We start from the raw sequence: 15013 nt of genomic DNA, 5'->3' as shown, positions 1-15013 counted from the left end.
TAGGGGGCCAGGCATATGACAGTAAAATCCAAGCATGTAAGGATTAAGGGCATCAAGGATGGCCTGATATTCCTGCTAGACGACAAATGTCCCTTTGAAGATCTTCTGAGCGAGCTTCGCTATAAGCTGGAGCACAGCCATCAAAATATTTTAACTGGACCGATTGTACATGTGGACATAAAGCTGGGCAATCGTACCGTAACTGAGGAAGACAAGGAAGCTGTGCTGGAGATTCTTAAGGGACAGGGAAATCTGTTGATTCGATCTATAGAGGCGCTTCCAGCGCCCGGCAGTGAGGATAATGACGCATTGTTTCTGATGAGCGGAATTCTACGTTCCGGTCAGGTGCTGCACCATAACGGAAATCTTCTATATCTGGGGGATGTGAACCCTGGGGGGACCATAACCTGTTCAGGCGATATTTATATACTAGGTTCGCTAAGAGGGATGGCGCATGCTGGAGTAGACGGGAATGAGGAAGCAATTATAGCTGCTTCTTTAATGTCTCCAACGCAGCTGCGAATTGCCGATATTATTAGTCGTCCGCCCGATGAATGGGAAACCCGAGAAAGCAGTATGGAATTTGCATATTTAACAAACGGAGCTATGCAGATCGATAAGATTCATAATTTGGTCAAATTACGTCAGGATTTAAATGTGTTTAAAGGGGTGTAGCCTCCATGGGAGAAGCGATAGTCGTAACCTCGGGCAAAGGCGGAGTTGGCAAAACAACCACAACAGCCAACATTGGAACCGCACTTGCACTGCAGGGCAAAAAAGTATGTCTCGTCGATACCGACATTGGACTGCGTAATCTGGATGTAGTTATGGGGCTTGAGAATCGTATTATTTATGATCTTGTGGATGTAGCGGAAGGACGTTGCCGCCTTAATCAAGCGCTAGTTAAAGACAAGCGCTTTGATGAATTGTATATGCTGCCTGCAGCTCAAACAAAGGATAAAACGGCTGTCTCTCCTGAACAAGTAAGAGATATCATTCTTGAACTAAAGAAGGAATATGAGTATGTTCTGATCGATTGTCCGGCAGGAATCGAGCACGGCTTCCGCAATGCGATTGCCGGTGCGGATAAAGCGATTGTGGTTACCACACCAGAGCATGCCGCTGTGCGGGATGCCGATCGTATAATCGGACTATTAGAACAGTCGAGTGTGGAATCGCCGAAATTGGTGGTAAACCGTATTCGCCCAGGTCTTGTGAAGTCTGGGGATATGCTTGATATTGAGGATATATTACAGGTGCTGAACATTGATCTTATCGGAATTGTTCCGGATGATGAATTAGTCATTAAAGCCGCAAATAACGGAGAACCTACAGTTATGAATCCCGATTCTTCAGCTGCTATTGCCTATCGCAATATTGCACGCCGAATTTTAGGTGATGCTGTACCCCTGATGCAGCTTGACCGCAAACCGGGAGCATTTAAGAAACTTAAGAAATTTTTCGGCATGGTCTAGTCTTAAGTCTAGCGATTTTACTATAAAAACATAATTGATCCCATCCATAGAGAAATCTACGGGTGGGATTTTTTGTATTATAATAGGCAATGATACAATGCAAAGAATTGTGGCTAATGGTACATAAATAAATTGAGAAGACCTTCCCTATGGAAAAACGAAAGAAGAAGAGTTACCGTGAACGGATGATAGAGAGCTACGTGTCAGACCCGAGATGCGTCCATACTGTAAGCACGAATGTTGCTTGTGTTTGGTATGCAGAATATGGACGAGTTCATTATTATGACGAGAAGCAAGAATATAAAAACCAAAAGAAATTGGGAATACGAAGGAATGAAAAAAGAGGAAGGTCAAAAGAGGGAGGTCAAAAGAGGGAATAGGATAAGGAAAAGGAACTGTCCCTATGGAGTCCATAGGAGGAAGATATGGAGCCTGAAGAATGGGTAGATTATGTCTGTGTGGAATGAGGGATGGTAGATCTTGTACCCGAATTTATAGTGGCAAAGTGCTCATATGAGCTGGAAGCCGGAGAATTTCTAGAGTTTTTCTGTCCAGCTTGTAACGGAACCTTTGTGAATAAGCTTACTAGCCAGCAGACAAATGACCGCTGGCTTGTAAGCTTATTCATCCGTAGGGTGGTTTTGTTCTGTGATTGCGTCAATAACATCACCTATCTTTATCCAGCCATAATCCTCTTCGAGTTGAGATTTATTTACCTCAAATGTCGGCCCACCTTAAGCACCATGCCTCACACCTTAACATCCTACACTGGATCAAACAGTACAAGCGTTACCTGCTTCCGCTCCTACAGCGAGTACTGTCAGTAGAAAAATAAAGGGTTAGACTCGATGCTATGTTCCACGCGAGTATCCCAATTGTCATACTGTCATACTTTATAAAATATGTTTTTTTACTTCCCCTAGCAAATTAAACAGCGACAGCAAAGGACGAGAAAATAAAGTCCTAGACTGTCGCTGTTTAATTGGATTTCGGTAAATGCTCCAAAATAAAATTATTACATTTAGTTATTATTGGTAGTTTCTAATATATCCTTTTGCTGTATGAGTCTCTGCATATACTTTAATTTTATACTGCCAACCTAAATTCATATAAAAGTCAAGTGATTCTGAGCCCTCGCCTGCATCTAATAAAATACCACTGTCTCCTGGATCATTTATACCCATATTCGTCCATACTCCATTACCTGTATTGTAGTAAATAAATAAACTAGCCTTACCAGCTGATTCAAGTGTAATTTTTCCATACTGGCCAGCTCCATTAATGGGATTTGATAATGTATAGGTAACAGGAGCTACAACAACACTCGTAGATTCTCCTGCTACAAAAGGTGCAATAGAGTCAATCGAAGAAGAGCTTGTGTTAGCACTAGATTCATTCGCAGGAAACGTAGCTTCCCCCGCTACAAAAGGTGCAATAGAGTCAAACGAAGATGGGCTTGCGTTAGTACTAGATTCATTCGCAGCAAACGTTGGAACTGCACTTACTAAAGAAATAGCAGCCGTTAAAAGAAATAAACTAGAGATTTTTTTCATAAGATGTTTTTCCTCCAAATATATATTTTTTGTACTTAATTACCATATCAAATACTGATATAGAAATAAATGTTTAATAAGTAAATTGATCCCTTTTTCCTACAGGATATTTATCCAAAAGGAATCATGTCGATTTTTGTCTTGTTTTTCAATCATGATAGTTCAGTTCGCCACATTATGGGATGGCAGATATTCCGGAATTCCATTTATTCCAGAGCAGGCCAAGCTGAACCTGCCGCTCCAGTGGAAGATTAAACATGCGCAAATACTGCACAGATTCCCAAAAGGTCAGTTGAGTAAAGATAGGCATGTTGGGATGAATTTCATCAAAAATGTATTTCTGGAGCACATAGACGGCAAGGACCACAAATAATTGACTATATACCGCATTTTCTGTCGTTCCAAATAGATAAGGCACATTCAGATGCTGTTTAATCCACCGGAAAAAGACTTCAATTTGCCAGCGTGTCTTATAATTCTTAGCGATAACGTGAGGGGCAGCTTTTCTCACATCGGTCACAACCCGCACGATTTCACTCCGGTTATTTTCAAATTCAACGACCCGATGCCGATGTCGCTTTGCGATCGATTCCGCCACGTTCAGAGGTATAGCTGGTCATGAAACAAGGTGCCATGCAACTTAATGCCCTCTGATTTTTTTGTATGGGGCCCAAGGCACTCGGGAGTTTGCCGCTGTGACCGTAGTCGAGTCAATCAGTAGAAGATCTCTGGGAAGATTCAGATGACGCCAGGTTTGACGGTTACATATTTTTCCTTAACAATGTGAGCTTAAGGAACAGTCTTATATATCTCGCTTAAAAGCTTAGCTCATTCTAGTACTTTCCGGTATTTATATGGCCTACCTTGGAGGGGCTTGTTCTAAAGAGACTTCCGTGCTTCATAAAATGGAAGTAAAACAAGCCCGTCCGGAGGGATAAATATGGATCAGAAATCAGATATCAAGAATCGCCGCAAGGAGCGTATTCGTAGTTTATTGGAGGAACTCCCGGAAGTCTCAGCAGTCTCAGGAGTTTCGGAAGTCCCGGAACTTGAAATAGCGGACGCTCCCCCTTTATTTATTATGCCGGATAAGAGTACGAGCTTTAAGGAATGGGGAACAGGATTTAAGAATGCGGATCAATCCTCTGTAGAGCCCGATCCAGAGGTGATGTGGAAAAAGAGTCGTGGAGGCTGGGAGGATAACGGCGGTGGAGGCTCAAATTTCACTGCTGGTTTTATTCGGCGCTTTGTTGCTAGTGTTCTTGTGTTTGGAGCGGTGTGGGGGATTTTTGCGGTACATCAGCCATGGTCCTATAAGATGCAAGCTTTTATTAGTGATGCGTTAAGCAATGACATGGATTTCACGGCTGTGAGAGTCTGGTATGAGGAGAACTTTAACGGAGCTCCAGCGTTCATTCCGATATTTGGGGATAAAGATGAGCCTGCTCAAAAAGTGGCCGCTCATCATCAACTTACTGCCCCGATAGCTGGGAGCATTGTCCAGCCTTTTGCATCTACGCTAAAAGGGGTGGAAATTATGCCTCAAATCGATTCAACCTTAAATGTGACGGTGAAAAGTATAGACATGGGACGTATTCTCTCCATCTCTAAGGAGCTGGAAGGGGGCATTCGAATTGCTGTTCAGCATTCAGGCGGTGTCACTGCAGAATACGGACATTTGAGCGGCACCAAGCTGGAGGTTGATGACTGGGTGCAGAGCGGGGATTCACTCGGTTGGATGATGGAGAAGGACGTATCCTCAGCTTCAACACTATTTTTCGCAGTGATAAAAGACAAGACTTATATTGATCCTACAGAAGTGGTATCGTTTGATTAGGATCTTTGGTATCGAACTGTCACTACATCCACTGTTCGTGATCATTATGTTATTCTCCGTGGTCACGGGACAATTTCTAGAGCTGCTCACCTTATTTACGATTGTCTTCATTCATGAAATGGGACATGTCGTTGCGGCTCTTTTGGCCGGTGTTACAGTTAAGTCGGTTCAGCTTCTTCCGTTTGGCGGAGTGGCTGTTATTGAAGATCATGGGCGGCTTACAGCCAGTCGTGAGATCGGAATAGCCCTTGCCGGTCCACTGCAAAATGGAATTATGATCGTTATTGCTTTTGGACTTCAACAAGCCGGTTATGGCAATCAGGAATTTCTGACCTATTTTATTCATGCCAATGCCATTATTGGGCTTTTTAATCTAGTGCCAGTGCTGCCGCTTGACGGAGGTAAAGTGCTTCAGGCCACTATTAGTTTAGTACTTCCTTATTACTACACTTTGTTATGGACTGGACGGGTGAGTGTAGCCGCAAGTGTCCTTGTGATTATATATGCGCTGCTGCCTCTTGGAGCGGGTGGAGGCCTTAGGCTGAATATGGTCATGATCGGAGCTTTTCTGCTGTATTCGAATTTCACCGACCATCGTAATTTACCGTACCGGTTTGTTGCTTTTTTGATGAATCGGGAGGCTGTTTATGAGTATCATTTGCGAACAGGAAGCGTAGCTCGTCCAATAGTTGCATTATCTGCGAAACCTTTAGATGATATATTGCGTCTATTTAAACGTAATCAATATCATTTTATCTATGTGTTAAACGGTAAAGGAAATGTTGTTGCTGTTGTGCCGGAACAGCGCTTAATATCAACCTACTTCGGAATATAGTGTATTTATGCAGAGAATGTGAAGGAATGAACGAACGAAACCAGAGGTGAAGCCATGAAACAGATGATCGTTCACTGCACGCAGCACATTACCCGAATGGCTCTTCTGGAAAACGGAAGGCTGGTGGAGTACGCGGCTGAACGCGATCAGCAGCAAGGGTTGGTCGGCAGTTATTACAAGGGCCGTGTGATTAACGTACTTCCAGGTATGCAGGCTGCTTTTGTTGATATCGGACAGAAGAAGAATGCTTTTTTATATGTTGATGATGTATTGCATCCTAATTTGGATAAACAGCCTGATGTGAAGCCCTCTATCGAGACGCTTTTGCAGCCGGGACAGGATATTGTTGTTCAAGTGCGGAAAGAGCCGAGCGGCGGAAAAGGCGCGCGTGTAACGACTCATTATACGTTGCCCGGGCGCTGGATGGTGTACATGCCCTTTGCAGAATACGTCGGTGTCTCCAAAAAAATAAGCCGGGATGCAGAGCGCAGTCGTCTCAAAGGAATCGGAGAACGTCTGCGAATGAAAGAAGAAGGGCTTATTATGCGGACGGTTTCTCAGGACGAGCCACATGAAGCTGTGGAGGGTGATCTTTCTTTTTTGCGTGCCCAATGGGAGAATATTACACGTAAGGCACAAACGGTAGAGGCTCCCGCTTTACTACATCGTGATCTTAGTATTGTCCAACGCTTTATAAGAGATGCCTTTAATCCGCAACGGGATCAGTTGATTATTGATTCATCTGCCGCAGCTAGAGAAGCAACAGCCTTTCTGGACGACATGGCTCCTGAAGGGTACAAGCCAGTCTGTCTTTATAATGGAGCGGAGTCTATTTTCGCTGCTTATGGTATTCAGGATCAATTGCTCAAGAGCTTCAGCCGCAAAATCACGCTGGAGGGCGGAGCAACAATGATCTGGGATGAGACAGAGGCGTTAACCGTAATTGATGTCAACACCGCTCAATATATTGGCGGAGCATCGCTTGAAGAAACGGTTACTAATACGAATTTGCTCGCAGCTGAGGAGATCGGTCGTTTGATCCGGTTACGCGATACTGGTGGAATCATTATTGTCGATTTTATTGATATGGAACAAGAGCTTCACCGCAAGATGGTTACAGAGCGATTAGAGAAAGTGATCTGCAAGGATCGCACCAAAACACATATTTTGGGGTGGACAAGACTCGGGCTGCTCGAGATGACCAGAAAGAAGGCAAGGCATGATTCAGCCAGCTTTGCGCCTGTGATTTGCCAGTGCTGCGGGGGAACCGGAAAAGTTGGAGAATGGCTGGAATGAGTTGACGATAAGTCATAAGTATGATACTATCTTCAAGTATGTGTTTGATGCAGTTGATCCTGCACATGCTGTAACCGCTCCGATCGGGTACATAAGCGCAGTTCCTACGGGAATTCTGCCACCTAGACTAGGCGAGTCTGAGACATGAGGAGGTGCAAGTAAAATGTATGCAATTATCGAAACTGGTGGTAAACAATACAAAGTCCAAGAGGGCGACGTTTTGTTCATTGAAAAGTTGGAAGCTGAAGACGGCGCAAGTGTAACTTTTGACCGTGTATTGGCTGTTTCTAACGATGGTGGTCTGACTGCAGGAACTCCGCTAGTAAGCGGCGCGTCTGTAACAGCTAAAGTCGAGAAACATGGTAAAGGCGCTAAGGTTGTAGTTTACAAATACAAACCTAAGAAGAACTACCACAAGAAACAAGGTCATCGTCAACCGTACACGAAAGTAACTATCGAGAAGATTCAAGCGTAAGAAGGTGCGTTAATGATTAGCGTGCGGATTACACGATTATCGGATCTAGGAACTATCGTTGGCTTTGAGGTTAAGGGGCATGCGGGTTATGCGAAGCGTGGCGAAGATATCGTATGTGCCGGGGTATCCGCTGTAACAGTTGGAACCGTCAATTCGATTGAGACCTTGACCGGAATCTCCATGGATACATCCATGAAGAACGGATTCTTAAGTGGAACATTAAGTTCTGTTGAAGATTTCGATACTTCCGCGAAGGTACAATTGCTGCTTGAATCCATGGTCGTAATGCTGAATGATATCGCAGAATCATACGGGAAGTATATTCAAATACAGCAAGTAAATATTTAAAGAAGGAGGTTGACAACATGTTGAAATTGAATCTTCAATTGTTCGCATCGAAAAAAGGTGTAGGTTCCACAAAAAACGGACGGGATTCCCATTCCAAACGTCTTGGCGTGAAACGTGCTGACGGTCAAGCAGTAACCGGCGGTAACATCTTGGTTCGTCAACGCGGAACAAAAATTCACCCAGGAACTAACGTAGGCATCGGTAAAGATGATACTTTGTTCGCAATGGTGGATGGCGTAGTGAAGTTCGAACGTTGGGGCCGCGATCGCAAAAAAGTGAGCGTGTACCCAGTTGATGTCGCTCCGGTAGCAGCGGCACTGGAAGCGTAAGCTTACGGACCATATGAGCAAGTAGAAGCCTCCGGCATGAGTGCCGGAGGCTTTTTTGTAGAATATTCATAATTATTTGTGATGCAAAGTTGGGATGGTTAGATAGATGTGAAATTCTCGTTATTATCTCTGGTGAACTACAGTGAACGCGTGTGTTATACTAGGAAATGGTAAATGATACTAACAAAACAAATTATCTAAACGAAGTCATGAATTTTGCGAACTGAGGGACGGGGAGAAAGAATGAAATCCTGGAAAAGTGCAATCTGGGCAGTCATGTTATCCGTAATGCTTCCTTTAGGTCTTTTGTATTGGCATACTTCTCTTCTGACGTGTCTATTACTCGGAGTCTGGGTAGTGGCAATCGTTGCTTTCAGTTTTATCTGGAGCCAGCGTCATTATGAACGGGAGCTGCGTATACAAGAGAACACTCTGCAACAGGCGGCGATTCGGACACTGAATCATCATCGACATGATTGGATGAACGATTTGCAGATTCTATACGGATATATTCAGCTTGGAAAGCCTAATAAATCCGTGGAGTGTGTGGAAAGAATAAAGGAACGCATAGCACTTGATAGTCGTATCGCTAAGTTGGGCATTCCTTCATTGGTTTTCTATATCCAATCCTTCCGAACTAACAGGTCTAGTCTGGAATTGGAAGTTCAGGTGGAGGAAGGGTTGCAGCTAGAGGACAAGCTAAATCCAGAAGCAGGAGATGAGCTGACTTCAGTGATTATGCAGACCATACGGGCTTATCAGTACAACGGGCTGGCTCCTCAGGGGGAGACGCGCAAGCTGCGCCTTGGCTTTTTTCAGGATGGAGGAGACATTCTTATCTCCTTCGAAGGCGAGGGGGAGCATGGCAATCCCGAGCTGCTCAAAGGGCAAATTTATAATATAGTACAAGGAAAAATCATGAAAGCAGAGCAGTTTAAGCCTAGCAGGGCTTATGTAGAGCTGCGATTACCGCTTGAAATGTGAGGAAGGTGAACATTTATGTTCGTAGATAAAGCTAAGATTTATGTTAAAGGCGGTGACGGCGGGGATGGTCTCGTTGCGTTTCGCCGGGAGAAATATGTACCGGAGGGTGGTCCTGCCGGTGGTGACGGAGGCCGTGGAGGCGACGTTATTTTCCGTGTAGATGAGGGACTGCGCACGTTGATGGATTTCCGTTATCAGCGCCACTTCAAAGCTGACAAAGGGATTAAAGGACGGAACAAAAGCCAACATGGAGCGAATGCGGATCATATGATCGTTCGTATTCCGCCAGGAACCATTCTGATTGACGATGATACGCAAGAGATCATTGCCGATATGACGCGTCATGGACAACAGGTTGTAGTTGCACGTGGAGGCCGTGGAGGCCGGGGTAACACCCGTTTTGCCACAGCTAATAATACTGCACCAGAGCTTGCGGAGAACGGTGAAGAAGGCCAAGAGCGTTATGTTGTTATGGAACTTAAGGTAATGGCTGATGTAGGGCTTGTAGGCTTCCCGAGTGTGGGTAAATCTACGTTGCTGTCGGTTGTGTCCGCTGCTCAGCCCAAAATCGGAGCTTACCATTTCACAACAATTACACCGAATTTAGGGGTAGTGGATGTTGGGGATGGCCGAAGCTTTGTGATGGCGGATCTGCCTGGATTAATCGAGGGAGCTAGTGAAGGCATAGGTCTGGGTCACGAATTCCTGCGTCACGTTGAACGTACGCGTATCATCATTCATGTAGTTGATATGTCTGGCTCTGAGGGCCGTGATCCCTTCGAGGATTGGGTTCTAATTAATGATGAGCTGAAGCAGTACAATGCTAGTCTAATCGATCGTCCGCAGATTGTGGCGGCGAATAAGATGGATATGCCTGAATCAGAAGAGAATCTTATTTCTTTCCGCGAACGCGTAGCTGAGGTGCGGCCGGATTTAGAAATCATGCCAATTTCATCCCTTACCCGTCAGGGTGTCCAGGAGCTCCTATATCGTGCAACGGATATTCTCGACAGCATTCCGGTTGCGCCGGTGGTTGAGGAAGTTGCTGAAACTACTGAACGTAAGGTGTATAAGCTGGAAGCAGAAGAGGATAATTCGTTTACTATTACACGTGATAACGAGGCGTTTGTGGTCACAAGCCCACGTATCGAACGTATGCTGAAGCGCATGCAGCTTAGCACACATGATGCGATTCTCAAGCTGGCACGGACTTTGCGTCATATGGGTGTAGATGCCGAGCTTCGTAAACGTGGTGCTGTAGAAGGAACGATTGTCCGTATCGCTGATTTCGAATTCGAATTCGTTGAGAACAGCAGCTACTATTAATATTTAGCTGACTATGAAGCGCCAACTATGGTTTTCCTGTAAAGGGATAGCATAGTTGGCGCTTTTTTTGTGAGGAGATCAGTAATTTTTTTCAATAAAAGAACCCAAAACACGATATATATCGTATACAATAAATATCGAAATACACTAATTCCCATTTGGGAGCGTACACGTTATTTATATATAAGATAATGAAAGAAGGAATAGCAGATGGCAATTATAGAAGTGGTGAAGTATGACGGTCCTCCAGGTATATTTGCATGGAAATATCCTAACCAGGAGCTGGGGACATGGACACAACTAATCGTTAATGAATCCCAGGAAGCGATTCTATTCAAGGGCGGACAAGCGCTTGATTCTTTTACAGCTGGGCGGCACACGCTAAGCACCGCTAATATACCTATTTTATCCAATATCGTTAATCTTCCTTTTGGTGGAAAATCACCATTTACGGCTGAAGTATGGTATGTGAATAAGACGAATTCGATGAATGTCAAATGGGGAACAAGCTCACCTTTACAGCTTCAGGATCCCAAATACAAAATTATGATTTCTGTTCGTTCTTTTGGGCAGTTTGGTGTAAAAATCGATGATCCGCGAAAATTCTTGCTGAAGCTCGTAGGGACGCTCCCGCAGTTTGATCATGAAACGCTTATCAGTTATTTCCGCGGACTGCTGATGTCGAATATAAATGAACTTATTTCTTCTTACCTTGTGCACAAGCAAATCAGCATACTGGAGATTAATGCTTATGTTGCAGAGATCTCCAAACATATTCAGGGCCGACTAGCCTCGGCTTTCTTGGATAATGGCATTGAGCTGAATAATTTCTATATTGATTCGATCAATATTCCAGAGGATGATCCGGCAACGATTCGTTTGAAGGAAGCTTTGGCTAAAAAAGCGGAAATGGATATCATGGGCTTCACCTATCAGCAGGAGCGTGGTTTTGACACGATGGAAGAAGCGGCAGGTAATCCCGGCAATCTTGGAGTGGGCATGATGAACACCGGGATGGGGCTTGGACTTGGAATGGGATTTGCTGGACCCGCTATGGATATGGTGAACCGTATGACTAGAGGGATGAACTTGGATTCAGGGACTACAGTTATACGTCAAGAGCAGCGTTCCTGCTCTAAGTGTGGAGTTATGAATCCAGTAGAGGGACGGTTCTGCAGCGGTTGTGGGCAGGCGCTTGGAGGCAACCCGCAAAGTTCTCCCTCTGCGAACAAGATCAAATGTTTTGAATGCGGGCATGAACTAAATGCGGGAGCTAAGTTCTGTCCAGGTTGCGGGAATCCTTATCGTGCTTGCCCATCCTGTAAAGCAGATAATCCTGAGGGAGCGGCTTCTTGTGTCTCCTGTGGAAAAGAAATGCCTAAAGCTTGCGGTAAATGTGGGACTATGGTAGCGCCAGGGGTGAAATTCTGTCCTCATTGTGGAGACAGCATGGTGATTAAATGCAGCGGCTGTGGACATGAGCTGAAAGCTGGACAAAAATTCTGTGCAGAGTGCGGAACAAAAGCAGGCTAAGGAGGACCTAATGAACAAAAGCAGGAGATATATATACATTATTACCATCATTTATGCGGTAGCTATAGTACTGACAGTGTTCTCGTTTATTGGATTAGGTTTCTCCGACTCACTGTTTCGGTTCATAATTTCTTTATCCGCGGTTCTGCTAGCAGAAAGTGTAATCTATGGCTATTGTATTTTTTGGCTCCGAACGGCAAGTAGCATTCAGCAGACTCCGCCTGTTCTTATCAGCGGCGCAATCATTACGGGAATCTATGCAGCCCTCGTATTTGTATCGGCCTTACTCTTCGATTGGCTGCTGGAGTTACCCGCCTTGTGGTACGCAGCCGAACAATTGCTGATTCTTGTGTTAGGAGCGATCACTTTGGCCGCGATAGGGCTTTACGGGTGGAATGCTGGGGCAGGGGAACAGCAAGCCAAAAGGTCTTTACAAAAGTTTCGGCGGTATCAGAACGAATTAACTGAAATGAGTGAGCTGGCTAGTAGCTGGAAGAATTCCGAATCCGAGCAGCTAGTGAACGTGTTAGATATGTTGGAGGAAAAATTTAAGTACAGTGATCCGATATCAGAACCGTCTTTATATGCTACAGAGGATATTCTGCAGCAGCAGATTTCTCTGTTACATGATCACGTGAAGCTACTGCTGGCGACCCAAGAGCCACATGAGGGCTGGCAGGTAGAAGTAAATGAGATGTCAGAGAGTATAAAGTCTACACTTCAGCGGCGTAACCGTGAATTAGCGGCACTTAAATAGGAGGAGTTTACTACATGAACAGTTTGAACCTACAAGAGCCGTCACCGCTCCCGGGAGGAAATGCAGCCGTTCCCCGGCTTAAATACGAACGTACCGGGTTTGATTATGTTATTCTCGCGGCTGCTTATCTACTGATGCCAGTTGGACTTGTGCTTGCCTTGTTACGTTTGATGACAACGCATTACAAAAATTACCGTAGACCGACTAACCTCAATCTGCTGATGCATGTATTTATTGGTGGGTTTGTTGAACTTTCTATTGCCATGTTTTCTAGTGCGCTCAATGGGGAATTTGGAACTTCTGAATTAGTATCAACGCTTATTTTAATTGCAATCATGTTTTTGACTCCAGCTTTTATACTGGCCAGTGTGACAGCGAAAGCTAAATATACCCTTTCTAAGCTTAACACTTCTTATATAGAGCTGATTCAAAATAAGAATATCCGGCATATTGGCAGTATATCTGAACGAATAGGCCAAAGTGAAAGTGATGTACGGAGAGATGTCCAGTATCTGAAGGATAAAGGACTGCTTGATATTGATGTCGCATTATCCGAAGGGCGCCAGACGCCAGAACCATCAGCAGCTAATCAAGGTTACCCTGAAAGTACTTCGGGCTTTGGAGGAACGGGGAGAACCCAAGCATCGGGGCAGCAAATACCTGCGCAGCCTCAGTCTCCGCCGCAACTGCCTAAGTCTATCCGTTGTCCGGGGTGCGGAGCCCAGAATACTGTGCTCCCAAGCCAATCTAAAAGCTGTGATTACTGTGGAACGAAGATCCCGTACAATTAATGCCGTCAACCAACAGATTAGCTTCATCGCATATAGGATTACATAAATAAGGGGATTAAAGACAAAATGAGTGGATTGGATATACGCAGACAGCCGCCGGCATCGGGAAAACCTGTGTACAAGCATGAATATGAGCGGACGGCGTTTGATTATACGACTATTGTGTTTGCGTATGTATTTGCTCCGGTTGGCTTTATATTGGCTGCCATTCGGTTATTATCTACACATTCCAAGAGACAGCGCAAAGCAAGCAATATTAACCTGTTTTATCATGCGTGTATGGGTGCCTTTGTAGAATTGGCGATCTATTTCATTATTAGCAAGCTACTCGGTCAAATCGATTATGTCGCACTCTTGATCAGGCTGGTGATTATCTACGCATTGTTTAGGATTCCCGCCATCAAATTATCCGTCAGGGCCGTAGGATGGAGAGAGGGATTCACCTATCTTTGCAATGACTATATCGCATTGGTTCTTGTGGACGGCATAAGGCATATCGGCAGCCTATCCGATATCCGCGGATTCAGTGAAGAGAATGTCCGCGAGGTTTTGGAATATTTAAAAGATCAGGGAGTGCTTTCTCCAGATATTGTTTATTATGAAGGACGTGTAGACAATTCATTTGTGAAATTGCCGCCGAAGCTTATTTATTCCAAACGGGCACAAGCACTGGTGCGTGCGCCTGAGAATAACCTTCGCTACCGTAACAAACGAGACCAGACAGTGTTTGATCGAATCATCATGGCGATTGCCTATTTGTTTGCTCCGCTTGGGTTTGTACTTGCGATGCTTCGTTTTGTAAGCACTCATTATAAGAATGAGCGGAAATCATTTAACTACAAATTGCTCTATCATGTATGTATGGGAGCTTTTATGGAACTTGCTGTCCTCTTCGCCGTGGGGACCTACAAAGGGGATTTTAAGTGGTACACTTTATTGATCATTCTGGTGGTCCTCTACGTGATCTTTATAATTCCGGCAGACAGCTTTGCAGGGAGGGCTACCTTCGCAACAGAAAACTTTGATTTTCTGTGCAAGAAGTATCTCATGCTGATCGTAGTGGATGATGTTAGGCATATTGGTAATTTAGCTGATATCACGAAACAAAGTGAAGATGATGTACGTAGAGACCTACGGTATTTGGTGAGATGGGGGTTACTTGCTTCTGATCTTGTCTATTATGAAGGACGTGTTAAGCTCTTAGATAAACAACCGCCCAATCTTGTACATCCTGACCGGGCACAGCCCTCCGCGGCAACAGAGAACCAGCCATCATCTGGACGGCAGTCATTGCCGGAGAATAGGCCTAAGCCACCTGTCCAACTGCCGAAATCCATCGTTTGTCCGAGTTGCGGTGCTAAGAGTAGAGTACTTCCAGGGCAGGATAAAATCTGTGACTATTGCGGGACGACGATTCCATACAGCTAGTGTACATACGATTGCCTTCTGCCCCCGGGAATCCGGGGGTTTTACT

At 44.7% G+C, this 15013-nt stretch carries 17 protein-coding genes and 1 other annotated feature; of the genes, 15 read left to right on the top strand and 2 right to left on the bottom strand.

What is annotated here, in order from left to right:
- Nucleotides 1–15: 15 nt before the first annotated feature.
- Together minC and minD are read left to right on the top strand one after the other, a co-directional pair.
- On the top strand, nt 16–675 hold the full coding sequence (minC, locus tag NSQ55_RS24130; protein ID WP_036685154.1) for a septum site-determining protein MinC: 660 nt from the start codon (nt 16–18) through the stop codon (nt 673–675).
- A gap of 5 nt (nt 676–680) precedes the next feature.
- Nucleotides 681–1475: a septum site-determining protein MinD gene (gene minD / locus NSQ55_RS24125; RefSeq protein WP_076277488.1), complete on the top strand. Its 795-nt coding sequence runs from the start codon at nt 681–683 to the stop codon at nt 1473–1475.
- A gap of 1028 nt (nt 1476–2503) precedes the next feature.
- On the opposite strand, the gene NSQ55_RS24120 is transcribed toward minD, so the two are convergent.
- Both NSQ55_RS24120 and NSQ55_RS24115 read right to left on the bottom strand, forming a co-directional pair.
- Nucleotides 2504–3028 carry a hypothetical protein gene (locus tag NSQ55_RS24120; protein WP_076277486.1) on the bottom strand — a complete coding sequence of 175 codons (525 nt, stop codon included), beginning with the start codon at nt 3026–3028 and terminating at the stop codon, nt 2504–2506.
- A 175-nt stretch (nt 3029–3203) separates the two neighbouring features.
- Nucleotides 3204–3626, bottom strand: coding sequence for a transposase (locus tag NSQ55_RS24115; protein ID WP_076277485.1), 423 nt, complete (start codon nt 3624–3626; stop codon nt 3204–3206).
- A 342-nt stretch (nt 3627–3968) separates the two neighbouring features.
- On the opposite strand from NSQ55_RS24115, the gene NSQ55_RS24110 reads away from it, so the two are divergent.
- The 13 genes from NSQ55_RS24110 to NSQ55_RS24050 all read left to right on the top strand — a co-directional run bounded on the left by NSQ55_RS24110 (nt 3969) and on the right by NSQ55_RS24050 (nt 14967).
- Nucleotides 3969–4865, top strand: coding sequence for a M23 family metallopeptidase (locus tag NSQ55_RS24110; RefSeq protein ID WP_339169459.1), 897 nt, complete (start codon nt 3969–3971; stop codon nt 4863–4865).
- Nucleotides 4858–5700, top strand: a complete 843-nt coding sequence (locus tag NSQ55_RS24105; protein WP_036685160.1) for a M50 family metallopeptidase — start codon at nt 4858–4860, stop codon at nt 5698–5700. The genes NSQ55_RS24110 and NSQ55_RS24105 overlap by 8 nt, the downstream gene beginning before the upstream one ends.
- A gap of 54 nt (nt 5701–5754) precedes the next feature.
- Nucleotides 5755–6996 carry an Rne/Rng family ribonuclease gene (locus NSQ55_RS24100; protein WP_076129388.1) on the top strand — a complete coding sequence of 414 codons (1242 nt, stop codon included), beginning with the start codon at nt 5755–5757 and terminating at the stop codon, nt 6994–6996.
- Nucleotides 6977–7144 (top strand): hypothetical protein, encoded by a 168-nt coding sequence (locus NSQ55_RS24095; RefSeq protein WP_155288184.1) that lies wholly within the window; start codon nt 6977–6979, stop codon nt 7142–7144. The genes NSQ55_RS24100 and NSQ55_RS24095 overlap by 20 nt, the downstream gene beginning before the upstream one ends.
- Nucleotides 7059–7145: a sequence feature (ribosomal protein L21 leader region), on the top strand. Its footprint overlaps the gene before it by 86 nt.
- Before the next feature lie 14 nt (nt 7146–7159).
- Nucleotides 7160–7471: a 50S ribosomal protein L21 gene (rplU, locus tag NSQ55_RS24090; RefSeq protein WP_036685166.1), complete on the top strand. Its 312-nt coding sequence runs from the start codon at nt 7160–7162 to the stop codon at nt 7469–7471.
- 12 nt (nt 7472–7483) lie between these two features.
- Nucleotides 7484–7819 carry a ribosomal-processing cysteine protease Prp gene (locus NSQ55_RS24085; protein WP_036685168.1) on the top strand — a complete coding sequence of 112 codons (336 nt, stop codon included), beginning with the start codon at nt 7484–7486 and terminating at the stop codon, nt 7817–7819.
- 17 nt (nt 7820–7836) lie between these two features.
- A complete protein-coding gene (rpmA, locus tag NSQ55_RS24080; RefSeq protein ID WP_036685171.1) occupies nt 7837–8148 on the top strand; it encodes a 50S ribosomal protein L27 in 312 nt (103 codons plus the stop codon).
- A 243-nt stretch (nt 8149–8391) separates the two neighbouring features.
- Nucleotides 8392–9132, top strand: a complete 741-nt coding sequence (locus NSQ55_RS24075; protein ID WP_076105522.1) for a Spo0B domain-containing protein — start codon at nt 8392–8394, stop codon at nt 9130–9132.
- A gap of 15 nt (nt 9133–9147) precedes the next feature.
- Nucleotides 9148–10458: a GTPase ObgE gene (obgE, locus tag NSQ55_RS24070; RefSeq protein WP_036685174.1), complete on the top strand. Its 1311-nt coding sequence runs from the start codon at nt 9148–9150 to the stop codon at nt 10456–10458.
- A 210-nt stretch (nt 10459–10668) separates the two neighbouring features.
- The gene (locus NSQ55_RS24065; protein WP_076129387.1) at nt 10669–11991 is read left to right on the top strand and encodes an SPFH domain-containing protein; all 1323 of its coding nucleotides are present in this window, start codon (nt 10669–10671) and stop codon (nt 11989–11991) included.
- A 10-nt stretch (nt 11992–12001) separates the two neighbouring features.
- On the top strand, nt 12002–12748 hold the full coding sequence (locus NSQ55_RS24060; RefSeq protein WP_280753789.1) for a hypothetical protein: 747 nt from the start codon (nt 12002–12004) through the stop codon (nt 12746–12748).
- A gap of 14 nt (nt 12749–12762) precedes the next feature.
- Complete coding sequence (locus NSQ55_RS24055) at nt 12763–13539, top strand: hypothetical protein (RefSeq protein WP_038573031.1); 777 nt, start codon at nt 12763–12765, stop codon at nt 13537–13539.
- A 66-nt stretch (nt 13540–13605) separates the two neighbouring features.
- The gene (locus NSQ55_RS24050) at nt 13606–14967 is read left to right on the top strand and encodes a hypothetical protein (protein ID WP_076194469.1); all 1362 of its coding nucleotides are present in this window, start codon (nt 13606–13608) and stop codon (nt 14965–14967) included.
- The last annotated feature ends 46 nt before the right edge of the window (nt 14968–15013 follow it).

This window comes from Paenibacillus sp. FSL H7-0943 (assembly GCF_037963265.1).
Taxonomy (GTDB): domain Bacteria; phylum Bacillota; class Bacilli; order Paenibacillales; family Paenibacillaceae; genus Paenibacillus_AQ; species Paenibacillus_AQ odorifer.
This window is presented reverse-complemented; position numbering and strand designations above follow the sequence as displayed.